The 17,239-nt window shown below is 49.4% G+C and carries 18 protein-coding genes; 2 read left to right on the plus strand and 16 right to left on the minus strand.

Going from position 1 to position 17,239, the window contains the following annotated elements; all coding sequences use genetic code 11:
• Nucleotides 1–10 precede the first annotated feature (10 nt).
• The 16 genes from radA to PVOR_RS28135 form a co-directional block, all read right to left on the minus strand.
• Complete coding sequence (gene radA / locus PVOR_RS28065) at nt 11–1,378, minus strand: DNA repair protein RadA (RefSeq protein ID WP_006212955.1); 1,368 nt, start codon at nt 1,376–1,378, stop codon at nt 11–13.
• A gap of 265 nt (nt 1,379–1,643) precedes the next feature.
• Nucleotides 1,644–1,769, minus strand: coding sequence for a hypothetical protein (locus PVOR_RS32715; RefSeq protein WP_268741817.1), 126 nt, complete (start codon nt 1,767–1,769; stop codon nt 1,644–1,646).
• A gap of 106 nt (nt 1,770–1,875) precedes the next feature.
• The gene (gene clpC / locus PVOR_RS28070) at nt 1,876–4,332 is read right to left on the minus strand and encodes an ATP-dependent protease ATP-binding subunit ClpC (RefSeq protein WP_006212956.1); all 2,457 of its coding nucleotides are present in this window, start codon (nt 4,330–4,332) and stop codon (nt 1,876–1,878) included.
• A 109-nt stretch (nt 4,333–4,441) separates the two neighbouring features.
• Nucleotides 4,442–5,506, minus strand: coding sequence for a protein arginine kinase (locus PVOR_RS28075; RefSeq protein ID WP_006212957.1), 1,065 nt, complete (start codon nt 5,504–5,506; stop codon nt 4,442–4,444).
• A gap of 38 nt (nt 5,507–5,544) precedes the next feature.
• The gene (locus PVOR_RS28080; RefSeq protein WP_006212958.1) at nt 5,545–6,069 is read right to left on the minus strand and encodes a UvrB/UvrC motif-containing protein; all 525 of its coding nucleotides are present in this window, start codon (nt 6,067–6,069) and stop codon (nt 5,545–5,547) included.
• A 23-nt stretch (nt 6,070–6,092) separates the two neighbouring features.
• Nucleotides 6,093–6,554 carry a CtsR family transcriptional regulator gene (locus PVOR_RS28085; RefSeq protein WP_006212959.1) on the minus strand — a complete coding sequence of 154 codons (462 nt, stop codon included), beginning with the start codon at nt 6,552–6,554 and terminating at the stop codon, nt 6,093–6,095.
• A gap of 353 nt (nt 6,555–6,907) precedes the next feature.
• Nucleotides 6,908–7,624: a GntR family transcriptional regulator gene (locus tag PVOR_RS28090; RefSeq protein ID WP_006212960.1), complete on the minus strand. Its 717-nt coding sequence runs from the start codon at nt 7,622–7,624 to the stop codon at nt 6,908–6,910.
• 8 nt (nt 7,625–7,632) lie between these two features.
• Nucleotides 7,633–8,649, minus strand: coding sequence for a sugar kinase (locus PVOR_RS28095; RefSeq protein WP_006212961.1), 1,017 nt, complete (start codon nt 8,647–8,649; stop codon nt 7,633–7,635).
• Nucleotides 8,642–9,397 carry a 2-dehydro-3-deoxy-phosphogluconate aldolase gene (dagF, locus tag PVOR_RS28100; RefSeq protein WP_006212962.1) on the minus strand — a complete coding sequence of 252 codons (756 nt, stop codon included), beginning with the start codon at nt 9,395–9,397 and terminating at the stop codon, nt 8,642–8,644. The genes PVOR_RS28095 and dagF overlap by 8 nt, the downstream gene beginning before the upstream one ends.
• 1 nt (nt 9,398) lies before the next feature.
• Entirely contained in the window at nt 9,399–10,502 is a 1,104-nt protein-coding gene (locus PVOR_RS28105; RefSeq protein WP_006212963.1) for a DgaE family pyridoxal phosphate-dependent ammonia lyase, read from the minus strand.
• Entirely contained in the window at nt 10,480–11,583 is a 1,104-nt protein-coding gene (locus tag PVOR_RS28110; protein ID WP_006212964.1) for an amidohydrolase/deacetylase family metallohydrolase, read from the minus strand. Before PVOR_RS28110 ends, PVOR_RS28105 begins: the two co-directional genes overlap by 23 nt.
• 346 nt (nt 11,584–11,929) lie before the next feature.
• Nucleotides 11,930–12,676, minus strand: a complete 747-nt coding sequence (locus PVOR_RS28115; protein ID WP_006212965.1) for a hypothetical protein — start codon at nt 12,674–12,676, stop codon at nt 11,930–11,932.
• Complete coding sequence (locus tag PVOR_RS28120; protein WP_036638396.1) at nt 12,673–13,377, minus strand: ABC transporter ATP-binding protein; 705 nt, start codon at nt 13,375–13,377, stop codon at nt 12,673–12,675. Before PVOR_RS28120 ends, PVOR_RS28115 begins: the two co-directional genes overlap by 4 nt.
• Nucleotides 13,378–13,397: 20 nt before the next feature.
• Entirely contained in the window at nt 13,398–13,763 is a 366-nt protein-coding gene (locus PVOR_RS28125) for a GntR family transcriptional regulator (protein ID WP_006212967.1), read from the minus strand.
• A gap of 44 nt (nt 13,764–13,807) precedes the next feature.
• The gene (locus PVOR_RS28130; RefSeq protein WP_006212968.1) at nt 13,808–14,566 is read right to left on the minus strand and encodes an ABC transporter permease; all 759 of its coding nucleotides are present in this window, start codon (nt 14,564–14,566) and stop codon (nt 13,808–13,810) included.
• Nucleotides 14,559–15,524: an ABC transporter ATP-binding protein gene (locus tag PVOR_RS28135; RefSeq protein WP_100086548.1), complete on the minus strand. Its 966-nt coding sequence runs from the start codon at nt 15,522–15,524 to the stop codon at nt 14,559–14,561. The genes PVOR_RS28130 and PVOR_RS28135 overlap by 8 nt, the downstream gene beginning before the upstream one ends.
• 344 nt (nt 15,525–15,868) lie before the next feature.
• Here PVOR_RS28135 and PVOR_RS28140 point away from each other — a divergent pair, with 344 nt between their 5' ends.
• Nucleotides 15,869–16,177 carry a metalloregulator ArsR/SmtB family transcription factor gene (locus PVOR_RS28140; protein ID WP_006212970.1) on the plus strand — a complete coding sequence of 103 codons (309 nt, stop codon included), beginning with the start codon at nt 15,869–15,871 and terminating at the stop codon, nt 16,175–16,177.
• A complete protein-coding gene (locus tag PVOR_RS28145) occupies nt 16,178–16,888 on the plus strand; it encodes an SRPBCC family protein (protein WP_006212971.1) in 711 nt (236 codons plus the stop codon). It begins immediately after the preceding gene.
• Nucleotides 16,889–17,239: the final 351 nt, after the last annotated feature.

Here is a 17,239-nt window from a genome sequence, read left to right on the forward strand (position 1 = left end):
CGTATGCCCCCTAATCTAACGCAACCGCTAATGCATCTGCAACAGTGTTTACTCCTATGATTTGTATTCCTTTGGGATGCTTCCATCCCTTCAAACTTTTCTCAGGCATGAGTACGCGCTTGAAACCCAGCTTCTCCGCTTCTCTTACCCTTTGTTCTGCTCTTGAAACGGCACGAACTTCGCCGGTCAGGCCAACCTCGCCAAAAATGACATCATACGGCTTGGTCGGAATATCACGGAAGCTGGATGCAATGCTGACCGCTATTGCCAAGTCCACCGCAGGTTCATCGAGCTTAACGCCACCGGCGACATTCAGGTAGGCATCCTGTGTTTGCAGGAACATGCCCATCCTTTTTTCAAGCACAGCAATGATTAAATTCATTCGGTGATGATCCACACCGGTGCCCATTCGACGTGGTGATGGAAAATGGGTCGTAGAAATGAGTGCCTGCAGTTCGACAAGAACCGGGCGGGTTCCCTCCATGCTTGCAACAACTGTCGAACCGGCTACGCCTAATGGTCGTTCAGATAAAAATAGTTCCGATGGATTGCCGACTTCGCGCAGCCCATCCTCACCCATCTCAAATATGCCAATTTCATTCGTCGAACCGAAACGATTCTTCACCGCACGAAGCAAACGGTAAGTATGGTGACGCTCTCCTTCAAAATAAAGCACACAGTCCACCATGTGCTCCAGCATCCTAGGACCTGCAATGGCGCCTTCCTTGGTCACATGACCAACAAGAACCGTAGCGATGCCCTTCACCTTAGCCAGCCGCATAAAGCGGGCGGTGCACTCCCGAACTTGGGAGACGCTGCCCGGCGCGCTTGTTACCTCCGGCAAATACACGGTTTGAATGGAATCGATGACAACAAAACCGGGCTGTACGCTCTCAATGGCCTCCTCAATCGATTCCAGATTGGTTTCGCAGAGGACAAACAGCTCTGGAGACAATGCGCCGAGCCGGTCAGCGCGAAGCTTCGTCTGACGTACCGATTCTTCACCGGAAATATACAGAACGCGGACGCCGTTCTGAGCCAATCGGTTGGAGGCTTGCAGAAGCAGCGTGGATTTGCCGATGCCGGGATCGCCGCCAACCAACACGAGCGAGCCCGGGACAAGCCCGCCGCCCAGCACACGGTTCAATTCCGCAATGCCCGTCTGGATTCTGGGTTCTTTGCCGCTTTCTATATTTATGATCGAAAGGGGTTTTTCTTTACTATGAAAAAGAGGGGAATTCATCCCCTGCGTCTTGATTACCGTCTCGGTCTCTTCTACCATGGAATTCCATGATTGGCAGCCCGGACATTTTCCGAACCATTTGGGCGCTTCATAGCCGCATTCGGTACAGAAAAATTTCGTCTTAGTTTTTGCCATGTGAGTCTCCTTTATGTCGCACATCTTTTGTCGGATTCCGTAAAACCCTGCAAAATCAGGCATTACTCAAAGTTTACCATTTCTTATAATTCAACGTAAAGGCTAATCAGAAACTTTACGCGGCTTGAGATGGATTTGTTTCAAATTTGAAGGGTTGAAGGAAAATCAGCGTTATTTTTTGCTGCAATTTAATAACAAACATAAGTACATGTAAACCATACATGTCCTCTTCGCTGCCGGATCGTTCTTACGATCGCTGTCGCTTCTACAGAACGATTCCGTTCTCTACGCTGGGTTGATACACGAGGCCAGCTTCCTTCGCGATATGTCTTATTGCCGCCGATATAAAACAACCCCAGTCCATTGCATTCGATGACTTCCAGGCATTCATGTATCTTCCCCTGTATAAACCTCTCGCTTATAATTCTCTCATCTTCCATTAACATTAAAAACAAAATCCCCGCTGGATTTAATCCAACGGGGGTTGAAGTTAACACTTATTCGGTTTCGGCTGATGCGGCCGTAACGCTCTCGTTCTTGTTCACAACCAGTTCGCCGTTCGCCTCATCAATGATGAGCGAATCACCTTTGGTAATGTTGCCTCTCAGCAGCTCTTCGGAGAGACGATCCTCGATATGCTTCTGGATAGCCCGGCGTAATGGACGGGCACCGAAGGCAGGATCGTAGCCTTCCTTCGCAATGAAGGTCTTCGCTTTGTCTGTAAGCTCGAATTGAACCTCGAACTCAAGCAGACGCTTGCGCAGCTCATCGGACATCAATGTCACGATTTCGGCAATGTGTTTCTCTTCCAGAGAGTGGAACACAATGATCTCATCGATCCGGTTCAGGAATTCTGGACGGAAGCTCTTCTTGAGCTCATCCATCACTTTGCCCTTCATGTTGTTATAATCGCGGCCTGAATCACTCACAGCGGTAAAGCCCAGCGTCGAGTTCTTCTTAATCGCTTCTGCACCCACGTTGGACGTCAGGATGATCAGCGTGTTCCGGAAGTCCACCACACGGCCTTTCGAATCAGTCAGACGACCATCTTCCAGTACCTGAAGCAGAATGTTAAATACCTCAGGATGCGCCTTCTCGATTTCGTCGAGAAGAACAACGGAATACGGCTTGCGGCGAACCTTCTCGGTCAACTGGCCGCCCTCTTCATAGCCGACATATCCCGGAGGCGCCCCGACGAGACGTGACGTGGAGTGTTTCTCCATATACTCGGACATATCGATCCGCACGACCGCATTCTCATCACCGAACATCGCTTCTGCAAGCGCGCGTGCCAGCTCGGTTTTACCTACCCCGGTAGGACCGAGGAAGATGAAGGAGCCCATTGGGCGCTTCGGATCTTTCAGTCCTGCACGTGCCCGGCGAACCGCACGGCTGACTGCTTTTACAGCTTCCTCTTGGCCGATGACACGGCTGTGCAGGATTTCTTCCAGATTCAGAAGACGCTCGGTCTCTTCTTCCTTCAGTTTATTCACAGGAATACCGGTCCAGTTGGCCACCACATCGGCGATATCCTCTGGAGTCACTTCGGAATCGGTACGGCCTTGCTTCTCTTTCCATTGGTTCTTCGTGATTTCGAGTTCTTCACGCAGCTTTTGCTCCGTATCGCGCAGTGCGGCTGCTTTCTCGAATTCCTGGCTTTGGACTGCTGCGTCCTTCTCTTTGCGGATATCCTCCAGATGTGCTTCCTGATCCTTCAGATTTGGCGGTATAGTATACGTATGAAGGCGAACTTTCGAACCGGCCTCATCGATCAGATCAATTGCTTTATCCGGCAGGAAACGGTCGGTGATATAGCGGTCGGACAATTTCACTGCCTGCTCTATCGCTTCATCCGTAATCTTCACACGGTGATGCGCTTCGTAACGGTCACGCAGTCCATACAGAATCTGAATGGCTTCCTCAGGCGATGGTTGGTCAACCGTAATCGGCTGGAACCGGCGCTCAAGGGCAGCATCTTTTTCAATATATTTACGGTATTCGTCCAGTGTGGTTGCCCCGATGCACTGAAGCTCACCGCGTGCCAATGAAGGCTTAAGGATGTTGGAAGCGTCAATCGCTCCTTCTGCTCCGCCTGCACCAATCAGGGTATGCAGCTCATCAATGAACAGAACGATGTTGCCGGCTTGGCGAATCTCATCCATGATTTTCTTCAGACGATCCTCAAACTCGCCGCGGTATTTCGTACCCGCTACAACAGAACCCATATCGAGCGTCATAACGCGCTTATCGCGCAGCGTCTCCGGAATCTCATTGTTAATGATGCGCTGTGCTAAACCTTCGGCAATGGCTGTTTTACCTACTCCAGGCTCACCAATCAATACGGGGTTGTTCTTCGTACGACGGCTCAGCACCTGGATGACGCGCTCAATTTCCTTGCTGCGGCCAATGACCGGATCGAGGTTGCCTTCTTTGGCAATGGCGGTCAGGTCACGAGCAAGACTGTCCAGCGTAGGCGTGCTCACGTTTTGCGGCGTACCGTGATGGCTGGATACCGCCTCGCTGCTGCCAAGAAGCTGCAGAACCTGCTGACGGGCTTTGTTCAGGCTGATGCCCAGGTTGTTCAGCACGCGTGCTGCAACCCCTTCACCCTCACGAATCAGTCCCAGTAAAATGTGCTCCGTACCCACATACGTGTGACCGAGCTTTCGGGCTTCGTCCATGGAGAGCTCAATTACTTTTTTCGCTCTAGGCGTATAAGCAATGTTAGTTGGCTGCTCCTGTCCGCGTCCGATTAAAGTCTCCACTTCGTCCTGGATTTTCTCCAGACCCAGTCCAAGTCCGATCAGCGCTTTGGCTGCAATGCCGTCTCCTTCACGAATAAGTCCAAGCAGGATATGTTCTGTACCGATATTGTTGTGACCCAGACGTACCGCTTCTTCCTGAGCCAATGCAAGCACCTTTTGTGCACGTTCCGTAAATCTGCCAAACATCATAGTATTGCACCTCCACGTTTCAATTAATATATTTAACCTCGCGGATTTCGGTGTATCGCCAGTTATTGCGACGTTTCCGTTCATCCATTAGTAAAACGAGAATCAATCCTTAATGGTTACCTAATGTTTCTCTGATGAGTTTAGCCCTATACATATCTCGTTCGGAAGGATGCATGCCCTCTCCAAAGGTTTTTTGCAGAAAACCCGGCTGTGTCTTCACATTCAGCTCATTCATTACCGGAATTTCCGGACCTTCCAGGAGGCCGAGATCCACCCCAAGTCGAACGTCGGACAAGCGTTGGGCTGCTTCCTTGGAATCCATTACTGCCGCGTAGGACAGTATGCCGTAAGAACGCATCACCCGGTCCGTAATACGGAGCTTGGAGTCACCCAAGAGCCGTGCTCTGGCATTCTTCTCATGCTCGATGATCTGCAAGGCGACGCTGTGAAGATTCTCGATGATCTCCGCCTCGGTTTGACCGAGCGTTATCTGATTCGAGATTTGAAACAGGTTGCCTAATGCTTCGCTGCCTTCACCATAAATTCCTCTTACGGTCAGACCCACCTGCGATACAGCCGAAAGAATTCGATTGATCTGCTGCGTCATAACGAGAGCCGGCAGATGCATCATGACAGAGGCCCGGAGACCGGTACCGACATTCGTCGGACAGCTTGTGAGATACCCCCGTTTGTCATCAAACGCATAATCGATTTCGGATTCAAAAACATCATCCAGCGCAGTGGCACGTTCCCATGCCTCCCGAACCTGAAATCCGGGATATAAGCACTGTATGCGTAGATGATCCTCTTCATTGATCATAATGCTGACGGACTCATCTTCGGTAAGGATGACTGCACCATTCCGGGATTCATTCGCCAGATTGGGACTGATCAGATGCTTCTCAACGAGAACCTTCTTATCCAGCTCATCAATCTCACTTAATTTAATTACATGCAAATCCCCAAAATCCTGCAAATCTTCCTTATCATTTAACACACGGGTCAGGCGCTCTAGCACTTCTCCTGACTGCTGATCCGTTGCCAGCAGCGGGAAAGGAAGATGCTGCAGATTGCGCGCCACCCTGACACGGGTGCTGATGACAATGTCGGAATCCTGACCGGTTCCGCGCATCCACTCGCTGAGCGCCGTATCGGTAAACCGGAGATTAGACATCACGCATTCCTCCTACTAAAGTGCATACTCATTAAATCTTATCCCTGAGCGATATTCTTCTCCAGCTCACGGATCTGGTCCCGGATCTCGGCGGCGGTTTCGAACTCCTCCTGCACAATCCGGAATTGAAGTTCTTTCTTAAGCTCGTCGATTTGGCGTTTGATCTGAATACGACCCCCTGTGCGCTTCGGCACCTTGCCAACATGGGATGTACCGCCATGAACTCGCTTGAACAACGGATCCAATCGATCCGAGAAATATTTATAACACGAGCTGCAGCCGAATCGGCCAAGCTTGCTGAACTGCGAATACGTCATACCGCATTCTTCACATTGCAGCGTCTGAGCCATTTTGGCACCGGGAGTCTGGCCCTTGCCTGAAGGATCCAGATCCAGGAGACCCGACAGCAAACTGTGTATAGAAAAACCATTCGACGTACCGGGGATCAATTCCCCTTTTTCGCGGGCACAAGTTTCGCAAAAATGAAACTCTGTTTTTTCCCCGTTCACAATTTTGGTGAAATGAAGTGTCGCTGGCCGTTTACCGCATTCTTGGCATACCATATCCAATGCCTCCTTACACAGACTCACTTACCTAATAAAGAAATAAGCATCGCCTTCATAATCCTTGCACGCAGCTCATCCCGATAAGGAAGCTTCACATTCAGGCATTCCCTTGAAATGGCGGCCCGCATCAGACTGGCCTCCCGCCTCGTCAAAAACCGGGATTCCTCCAGCTGATAGATCAGCCCTTCCGCTACCGTCTGATCAATCATGCTGCCGATTGTATGATGAAGATGCTGCTGGAGTGCAGTATGCTGAGGAAGCTCAATTCGCTGGATGCGTATGTAACCGCCTCCGCCGCGCTTGCTTTCCACGAGAAAGCCCTTCTCCAAGGTAAACCGTGTACTGATGACGTAATTAATCTGGGAAGGAACGCAAGAAAATTGCTCTGCCAGATCGTTACGCTGAATTTCAACGGTGCCTTCCGGACTTTCCTGCAGTATGCTCTTCAGGTATTGTTCGATAATATCAGAGATATTACGCATGGTCTGTTCATCCTCCACTGTTTGAAACGTTAAGACGGATAGTGATCTTACACGTCCGCACAGAGCCTTGCTTATACTTGGTTTAACCATAATCAAAATCAGCGAACCCTCTCGTTGACTTTGACTTTCTTTGACTTTAATCTCATTATAGCACATTTTTTCATTTTGCCAAGAGGGTCTTAGCGAATTCATCCTGCAGTCCATTTATTCTTATTGTACCCACTAATTCGAACCCTTATAGCCTTTTTCTGAAGATCCATTCAATATGGCGGCAAAAAAAAGAAGCAGCCTCCATTTCCGATAAATACCGGTTTAAGGGCCACTTCTTCATCACCATCTATAAATTCACGCCATCAAACATCATAACTAATCAAATAATGCTGTAATTCCGTATTATAATAACCGATGCTGTATTCAATCATGCTGCCCGCTCCGTCGTACGAGGATCTCAACCGCTTGAGCAGCGGTGCGCCTGCACTTACTTCAAGCAGTGGTGCAATCTCATCATCGGCTACGGTCGCCAGAAAGCGATCCCGGAAATTCTCCAACGTAATTTGACTCTCCTCGATACGGTCATACAGGGATAGCAGTTCGTTGGAATCGAACTCCTCTCCCATATCCACTTGGGCTGACACATAATGTGTATAGTAAATATAAGGGTTCCCGTCGAGCAAATACAACCGTTCAATAAGCAGGCACCGTTCGCCGAATTTCAAGTATAATTCACTATCCGGCTCGTTATGCACCCATTCCGTCTTCAGGTGGCGCTTCCGAATCTGGTGTCCTTCTTCAACCAAAATCTCCGTAAACAGCTTGCCCTTGGAAAGTTTGGAAAAGGAGGTGTTCCGGGTCACAATCGTTCCCACTCCGCTCCGTTTCTCTACATATCCCTCCTGATACAACTCCTGGATGGCATTACGAACTGTCATTTTGCTGACATTGAATTCCTGCTCCAGCTGCGGCTCGGAAGGAATATGGGCACCAAGTGGGTAAACCCCATGCAGAATCCGATCTTTAATGATCTTCTTGATTTGCAGATATAATGGACCGTTCTTCCGCGTGATCGACATACTTCCTCCTACCTTTCCACATCAGACATATGCTGACTCATCGCCTGAAGGACTTCGCGTTCATTCGCCGTCGGCGTATCTCCCGTTACGGTATGGGCAAGCATCGCGGCTGCGGCGGCAAAATCAACCGTCCGTCCCGGTTCATATCCCTCTGAAATTCCGTGAAGCACACCACTGGCATAGGCGTCGCCTGCTCCGATACGGTCATGAACGGAGAACGTCAATGTTTGGGAAAAATAAAAGACTCCGTCCGTGTATAGATATCCTCGCAGGGAATGGGTATTATCCCCGTTGATCTTGCGGTGGGTCCCCGACGCAACCGTAATATTATACTTCGCGGCTACCTGTGGAATCAACTCCTGCAGCTGCTCGTTCCGGTCTTCACGCGTCGTCTCCATGCCGAGAATATAGAGAGCGTCTTTCTCGTTCATAAAAACAATGTCCGCCAATGACAGCATTTCCTCATAATGCGGCTTGGCAAAGTCGTAGCGGTCCGCACCCCATAAAGAGGGACGATAGTTGCAATCGAACACAACCGTACCGCCTCTTGCCTTAACTTCCTTGGCCAACGTCTTCATCTGCCCCCGCACCGTGTCGTTCATCGAGAGGGTAATGCCGCAAAAGTGTATCATATCCACGCTTTCGGCAATCGCCCCGAAATCGTACATCTCATCCGCTGCCGTATTAAAACTGCTGCCCAGCCGATCCGTGTACGTGACACGTCCGGGCCGCACACCGAAGCCGTTCTCCAGGAAATACATGCCTACGTATTTGCCTCCCCGGCTAATCAGCGATGTGCCAATACCAAGCTTGCGCAGGTATGAGATCGCCGCTTCACCAAGCGGGTTATCCGGCAGCGTGCTGACCAGATATCCGGTATGACCGAATCTGGCGATGGCCGATGCGATATTGACACCGGTGCCCGAGAAGGAGTAATTCAAATGGCTCTCCTGAGCCAAAGATGCATACCCTGGTACTTGCAGCCGCATCATCACTTCGCCATAGGCAGCGATTCTCTTAGGCATATTGGTCAACCAGCGCTTTTAACTTTTGATGCAGTTCCCGAACATCACTGATGATGGTATCGCCGCTGGTTGAATCGATGATGGAGGAATATACGTGAGGAATAACCTGCTGTACTCCCGCTTCCAAAGCAATCCGTACAATCGCTTCAAAATTCTCTTTATCGATGCCGCCAGTCGGCTCGAGCGCAAAACCTTCCTCTGCACATGCCTTCGCTACCGCGCGGTATTCATCCTCTAGCTTCAGCCCCTGCATCGGGAAATATTTCAGTGCATTGCCTCCCATATCGCGCACAAGCGCAATAGCGGCTTTAATAGGAACGATGGCCGCATCCGTTCCGGCAGCGCTCACCGGGCCGGTAGATATGTTCACGTAGCCCACCTGACCCGAAGGGGACACAAGGCTGTTTATCCAGCTTTCCTCTCCCCCCAAGTTAGCACGGGTAGCGCCAACGGCAGGGAATACCTGATTGATATGCGTGCCTGGATAGCCCTTCACGATCTCTGCTACGACTGCCGCTTGCCGGTTATCCCCTGCTCCAAGTCCGATAGACACGGCATCTTCAATAACAGCACCGTACTCCTTCATCGCGATAATGGCCTCTTGCACGTTCGGATAGTTCTTCGACAACACACCGACCACCACATGTCCTTCCGCTGCTTCGAATATTTCCTTTGCATTCTGGATGCTGCCTGCAAGCACATTCAGTGCTGCGCGGTTTCTGTAAAGACGTTTCTCCATATTGGCCATTTTAGTTTCCCCCTGCAATCTGCTGTATTCTTGTTATAATGACTTGCAAATCATCGCCGGAAAGCGAGCGTGGATCGATGTCAAAATACCCCTGCCGCACACCGTAATCCCTTGTGTATACGGCGATATCGCCCTCGCGAAGTTGATCGTTCATCGATTTGGCGCTGACTCCCGCAGCTTCTTCGCCTACTTTCACACGTCCCCGGAAGATGGAGCGGCCTGCCTCATCCTGCACGATGGTAACCTCAATGCCCGGCAAATCCGATAAGGACTGCATTTCCTCGAGTGCAGCCTTCTCCTGTTCACTCTTGTCTTCCTTCACCATGTACTCATCCAGCGCCTGGAGCAATCCAAACGTGGTTTCCTTGCCTACCTTCATGCTTCGCCCAATGCCGTGCAGCTGCGCCTTCACCCACTCCACGTATTGCCGCTTGCCGCCTACGATGCCGGAGGTTGGACCCTCAATGGCTTTGGAGCCGCTGTATATAGCCAGATCACCGTATTTCACATACTTCTGGATATCCTCTTCAGCCGCCGCATCCACGATCAGCGGAAGGCCGTGTGCCTTGGCCACTTCAGCTGCCTCTTCAACCGAAATCATATTTTTCTGCACGCAGTGATGTGATTTCACATACAAAATAGCAGCGGTGCGCTCATGAATCGCTTCGACGATATGTTCCTTGCGCCCTTCGTTGGCATAACCCACCTCAACAACCTTACCTCCTCCGAGGTAAACCATCGTTTCAACAGGAGCTCCATACTGCACATTGTGTCCCTTGAACATGATGATTTCGTTCTTGGCAATCGGCTCCTGATGCAGCCGATCACTGCGTCTGCGATTGCCCTCGGTTACAATGGCTGCTACGGATAATGCGATACCGCTGGAAGCGGAATTGACAACAACCGCTGCCTCCGAACCGAGTATGCGCGCCATGTAATCGCCGGCTTTGTCTACCAGATCTGCGATCTCCACGTAACTCTGACCACCGATCCGCATCGCTTCCATCACGGTATCCGTTGGTGCAGATACTCCGAGAATGCTCATGCGGCCACTGGCATTAACCACTCGTTTCAATCCATACTTAGCATGTAATGAATGATCCATTGACTACCACTCCCTTGGCTTCGATATATCGGTCGGCGATTCTTGTCTCCCCTTCGGAATCCGTTAAACTCAGCGGCCCCTGCTGCACCGTAAACAACGTCAGGTGTGCTGCATCACCCACTTGGATTCTCCCCAGCTCCGGCCGTCGCAGCCAAGCAGCAGCATGGTCCGTTACGGCTGAGATCACCTCCTGCAAGCTGTAGCCCAAATAAAGGAACTTGGTCATCACGCTGGCCAGACTGTACACCGGACCGTTCATACGATTACCGCGATAAATATCCGTGCTGATTGTATTGGGCTTAATCCCCTGGTTCTTTGCATATTCCGCTACCAGGAACGAAAAGCTTGCTGTTCCATGACCCACATCCAGATGGACGCCGCGGGCTATCGCCTCTACCAGTGCCGGGATCGGCTTACCGTCCGAATCAAATAAATTGTTGGCTTTTCCGTTTAAATAATGGGTAATAATGTCGTCCTTCGAAAGCAGCTCCAATACCTCTTCAATAGGCGGGGGTCCCGATCCGATATGTACCATCAGCGGAAGCGATGTTTTCTCGGACAGTTTCCTTGCGAGACGAAGCGGCTCTACCCCATTATCCTTCACGACGCTTTTGCTGATTCTTGCCTTAAGTCCAATGATCAGATCCGGATAGGTGCGTATCGCTTTTATTGCCTTGTCGGCGTCAACCCAATCCAGACTGGAAAGCTCATCGATTCGTTGCAGACCAATATGGGATATATTCAAAAAAGCAAACACATTGGTCTTGGACCGGGCTACCTCGTCTGCCAGCTCCCCAATCCCGTCCGCACCGCAGCTGCCTGCGTCGATAATAGTGGCAACCCCTTGCTTAACGCCAATCTCATCAATGACATCCCCGTAGGGCTCAAGCTTGGCAACCGCATGGACATGCATATCAATCCAGCCGCTGGAGACATAGAGGCCCGTGCAATCAAACTGATCAGCACCGGTGGCCGTATTCGCAGCCGTTATTTCGGTAATAAATCCGTTCTCCATAACCATGTCAAAAGGTTGATCATCAAACACCGTCTGTACATTGCGCAACACAAAGCGCTGTTCCAAAATCTTCATAATCCCACCCCTTTAGCCTTGCCGATCCAGCCGTTATCCTCGTTATTTCGCCGATTTATATGGTGTAATCTGTGTATCGTGCTTATAGCATAGCATAGAACAATCGATACGTGAATATAACGTTATAATGTTTAGTATATTCCTACATATTATCTCCTTGCTATAACTTCATATGATGAGTTATTTCGATCATGAAGTATACTGATAGGTTCGGCTTGGCAAGGGTAATCTCCTTCCATACCAAAAAGAAACTGCCCTGTTCCGGGCAGCTTCTTCGTCTCTTACTATATATTCTTGCCTTCTTCATCTCCATGACAGTGTTATCTCTATGGTTAAACTAAACTTCCACTTTCCGATCAATCAGATAGACCGTTGCGTATAGGATCAAGGCTGCAAGCACGACTTCAAACGCAAGGGCTCCCCATGCCAGCGTATACTCTCCGGCAGATACGGCAAAGTCTGTCTCATTCCCAAAAGAGATGGTAGCCATCGGCCCGACCCACGCCACCTTTTCACCAAAGATTACATGGCTGAGCCAGCCAAGAATATTTTGCAGTGCGAAGAATACCAGAATGCCGATCCAAACGCTCCCCTTCTTCGTAATGCTTCTGGCAACCGTAATGGAGAAAAATATTGTGATCATCAAGTAGATCAACTTCCAAGCCATCATCAGCGCCAGCCCAATTGCATACGTAATGGGAAATTCAGATAAATGGATGTCTTGCAGCGGTATGCCGGCCGAGTTCCAATAATACCACATATGCAAAGCCGCCAGTATGCCAAGCACAAGCAGACTCACACATGCCATTATAAGCGAGGAAGCTACGCTCCAAACCGAACGAACAGGAAGCAGGCGACGGTGGTACGCCTTGATATTAAAGTCGAATGTCTTGCTAGCGACAACCACCAGTAGGACACTTACAGAGCCGTAGGCCAGCATGCTTAACCCAAGCATGATTCCAAGCTCCCAGTCTCTGATGGAGCCCGCCACCGTGATCGCAATCTGTACGATCAGAAGTATCGCGAATGCGCCAAGCAGCGTTGTCGAGTTTCTCTTCCAGTCGTATTTCAACAGTTTCATCATTCCGCATACACCTCTTTAAACATCTCATCCACGCTTTTTCCGTGCTTCAGGCGGATGTTCTCTACTTCGTCATGCATGACAACTTCGCCGTTGCGAATAAAAATCACTTCATCAAATATCCGCTCAATATCCCGGACCAGATGGGTCGAAATGATAATGCTGCTGTCCTCGTTGTAGAATTCAACAATCGCATCCAAAATCTTGCCCCTTGCTACCGGATCCACTCCACCAATGGGTTCATCCAGCATATACAGCTGGGCTTCACGGGACAAAGCCAGTGTTAACTGCAGGCGCTCGTTCATTCCTTTGGACAAGGAACTGATGCGATCATTCGCCTTCAAATTCATAAATTCCAGCATATTGCGGGCTTTCTCAACATTAAAGTCTTCATAAAAATCCTTGAAGTATGCCACCGCATCCGATACCTTCATCCAGGGCTCCGTCACAGGACGGTCGGGCATGAAGGATACGATAGCTTTGGTCTCCAGTCCGACCGGCTTGCCGTTCACTTCAACACCGCCGGTCGAAGGCTGGATCAAGCCTGCCGCAATCTTCATAAGCGTACTCTTTCCGCTTCCGTTGGTACCCAGCAAACCAATGATTTTTCCACCATGAATATTCAGGTTTATGTCATGTAATGCTCTCCGGCCGCCGGCGTAGGTCTTGTTTACGCTGCGGACCTGCAACAAGTTCTCCACCATGGTTTCACCTCCGCTATTGATCATGACTGCTTCACTGCATCTTCCACGATCGATATGATATCCTGATCTTTAAAGCCCAGCTCCTGCATTCCACGAATAAACCGCTCCAGCAGATCGCCTGCCATTTCTTTTTTTATCGCCATAATCTTCGATTCCTCGCTTGTCACATATCGGCCCAATCCCCGCCGTGTCTCCACAATACCCTCACGCTCCAATTCTTGAAATGTTCGCTGCACCGTGTTTGGATTTATTTGAAGCTCACTTGCTAATTCTCGGACCGATGGGATTTTATCACCGGGCTGAAGTTTACCGATTATAATTTCTTTCTTTAAATACGTCATGATCTGTAAATAGATCGGCAGATTATTGTCGAATTCTATACTCACTGTCGGGTTGCTCCTTTCCGCCGCTCTACCTCTCTCGAGGTTCCTTATGCGACATCCCGTTTTTTAAACGTAACAAAGCCTGCCGTAAGAAACAAGAGAAGATATACAGCGAGCACAATAATTGAAAATGTCAGGCTCATTCCCGGTATCGGGGAACTGCCTCCCCCGCTGTACATGGAAAGATCCACGTTCGTGAACAGCAGGTATTTGGACCAGGAATAACGTGCAAGCAGCTGTACAGCCATGCTTTCCATAATAACCATGAACATCCCGATGCCGATGGCAGGACCGGTGGATTTCGTCAATATGCCTACCATAAAGGTTAACGTTACATAGACGATCGTATACACCAGATTATTGATTGCTTCCCTCAACACATCACCGATTGCAACCGTGCCGGATTCCATGCCGAACGTGATCTGACCCGTCAGCACGGAGACAACAAACATGAAAGCTACAAGGGTCAGGATGTAAATCAGAATGGTAACATATTTCGAAGCCAAAATCTTGGTACGGCTCTGCGCGCGTATAAGCAGCAGTTTGACGGTGCCCATACTGTGTTCCTTTGCTACCGCTCCCGCCGTAACTACGATCGCAAGCAGGGTCAGCATTTGCCCCATCCCCTTGGTGGTTACAGCCAATTGAGCGAACTCATAACCAGTGCTGCTGCCACTGCTGAATTTATAGAGCATAAACGCCATGAATAGCACCATTCCAGCCAACAGCACGTAGGGCAGGAAAAAACTCCGTTTTTTAAACATTTTGAGCCACTCGTTCCAGACGAGATTTCCAAAGCTATGCAATGCGATTGCCTCCTGTCCATTTCAAAAATTCTTCTTCCAGTGAAGATTTAATCTCTTCCACCCGATAGATTCGTACCCGCGCATCGCACAGCGACTGGATCAATGCAGGTATGTCTTCTTCCGTCAGTTGAACCGTAACGATGCCCTCCTCGATCTGGGTGGCAAGAAGCGTGATGTCTTTCATATGCCTAATGGTCTGTTCCGCCATGGCCGCATCGTTTACGCGGAAGGTTACCGTGGTCAACTCTTCATCAACGACTGGGCCTCCGATAGAACGCTCGGTTACGAGTTTACCTTCCTGGATAACAACCACACGGCTGCACATCAATTCCATCTCCGACAGCAGGTGGCTGGATACAAGTATGGCAATTCCCTCATCCTTGGCGATTTGTTTCAAGTAGTCCCGCATCTCTCGGATACCTGCTGGATCGAGTCCATTCGTCGGCTCATCAAGGATGAGGATGGATGGATTATGCAGCAAAGCCTGGGCAATCCCTAACCGTTGGCGCATACCCAGTGAATAAGCACGAACCTTCTTGTGTATGGCATCCTGCAGCCCGACAAGCTTCACAACCTCCATAATTCTGGTGATGGTCACGCCCTCGGACATCCGCTGGTATTGTCTCAAGTTGTCATAGCCGCTCATGTAAGGGTAGAACTCAGGATTTTCAATAATGCCCCCGATATGGCGGATGGCTTGAACGAAATCTCTCTTGATGCTGTGCCCCTTAACATGCACATCCCCTTGAGTCATCTCGATCAGTCCGACTATCATGCGGATGGTTGTCGTTTTGCCTGCACCGTTCGGTCCAAGCAATCCCACAATTTCACCACGATAAATGTCAAAAGAAAGTCCGTCCACGATGTTCTTCTTTCCAATGGTTTTGGTGACCTGCTGGACTGTAAGAACGACTGGACTATTCTGAGCATTTGTCGAGGGTATCACTGATGAATGCATTCCATCCCCTAGATCATCTGATGCGTTCGATTTATTGGATGAATGGAGATGGGGATGTGCATTCGTTGTGCCGGATTTGCTTATAGCGTTAACAGCTTGGGAAGCACTGCTCCCCATGGCTGTGTTGTCTGCTGTGAGTTCTTTTGAACCGTTTCCGTTCATGTATGTGTTCCACTCCTTTTTTGTATTGGTGTTATAGTTAAATAGTACACTAGTGTTTTGGTTATGTAAAGCCTAATTTTTAATTTAACCATTTATATTGACATCCAATTGATGGGAACCTATACTGAATGCATACATATAACCAAAAGGTTATCTGAATGAGATGTGGAGGGATTTCAATCATGAGCGATATGTACCGTGCGATTTCAGATCCCATCCGAAGGAAAATATTAAACATGGTAGCCCATCAAGAGCTCCCTCAGCTAGAGATCGTGAGAGCATTTCATATTTCGCAGCCGGCCATTAAAAAACATCTGGCGATTTTGCTCGAAGAAGAACTGCTGCTTGAGCGCAGAGAAGGCAAGTACTGCTTCTACCGACTGAACGTCCCAATCTTTCAGAACGGGTATGAGCAGCTTCAGCATGAGCTTGGCCATATTCTGGAGAACAAACTGACTAAGCTCAAACAATACCTAGAGGAGGACTTATGAATGACAGCTATTTTTAAGAACGTGAAGAGAGAAATTGTAATCCGCACAACACCGGAACGGGCATGGAAGGCATTGACCGAACCGCAGGAACGAAACCGCTGGGAAACCCGTCATTGTGAGATCGACCTGAAGGTCGGCGGTCAAGTCGCTCTTGATTACGGCTGGGGCGTATCCTATATCGGCACGATTGAAGAGCTTATCCCTAACCGTAGACTTACGCTCAGAGGTGAAGACAACGAGCTTACCATTTGGACAATGGAACCTCATCTCGATGGGACACTGGTTGGCATTGAGTACACTGGACTATGGTCTAATGAGCAAGAGTATATGATGATGGATAACATGGCATTTGGTACATATCGTTTTATGCGTAATATGAAGAGTGTCCTGGAAGATGAGGCGGACATGCGATCCACCTTCTGGTCAAGCTGGATAGGCATGAATCATTATACTTACCGCGGTGACAGCTTAGAGGGCGTCAAGGTCGTTGAGGTGTTACCCGGTACGTCTGCGGACGGGAGCTTAGAGGCAGGCGATATCATCACAGGCGCGGACGGGCAGGTCATCCGCAGCTATGATGAGCTGGAGGATAAAGTCACATCCATGGAGCCTGGTGAGAAGGTTGAGATCGGATTCGTTAGAGGTGGTGAACCCTTAAGTGTTACTCTTACGGTTCTGCCATATGGGCAGAGGAATGTTACCCAAGCATAAACGTAGTCATCCCTCAGACACGATCCCCGATGGGAACGATCAGAGATGGGACATTACGTAGATATAATGGTGATAATGAAGGCGTCTTTGGTGGATGAGCGGATTAGTTCCCTGTTCTGGTGCTGTTTCAGTGCTTCCGACTACCCTACCTTGACTAGACATATAGAACCCTAATGACGACATACGCAAATTATTCTGACTACTTGTAAAGAAGCTTAAGGATACTCTACATGTAGTTAAGGATCCTGATGTCTACCAATTTGACTGCATACAGGTTAGCTTTAAAGAATATCTACAAACAGGAAAAGACCGTTATCGATAACTCGATAACGGTCTTTATGGTTGTTCGCT

Source organism: Paenibacillus vortex V453 (genome assembly GCF_000193415.1).
Taxonomy (GTDB): domain Bacteria; phylum Bacillota; class Bacilli; order Paenibacillales; family Paenibacillaceae; genus Paenibacillus_AQ; species Paenibacillus_AQ glucanolyticus.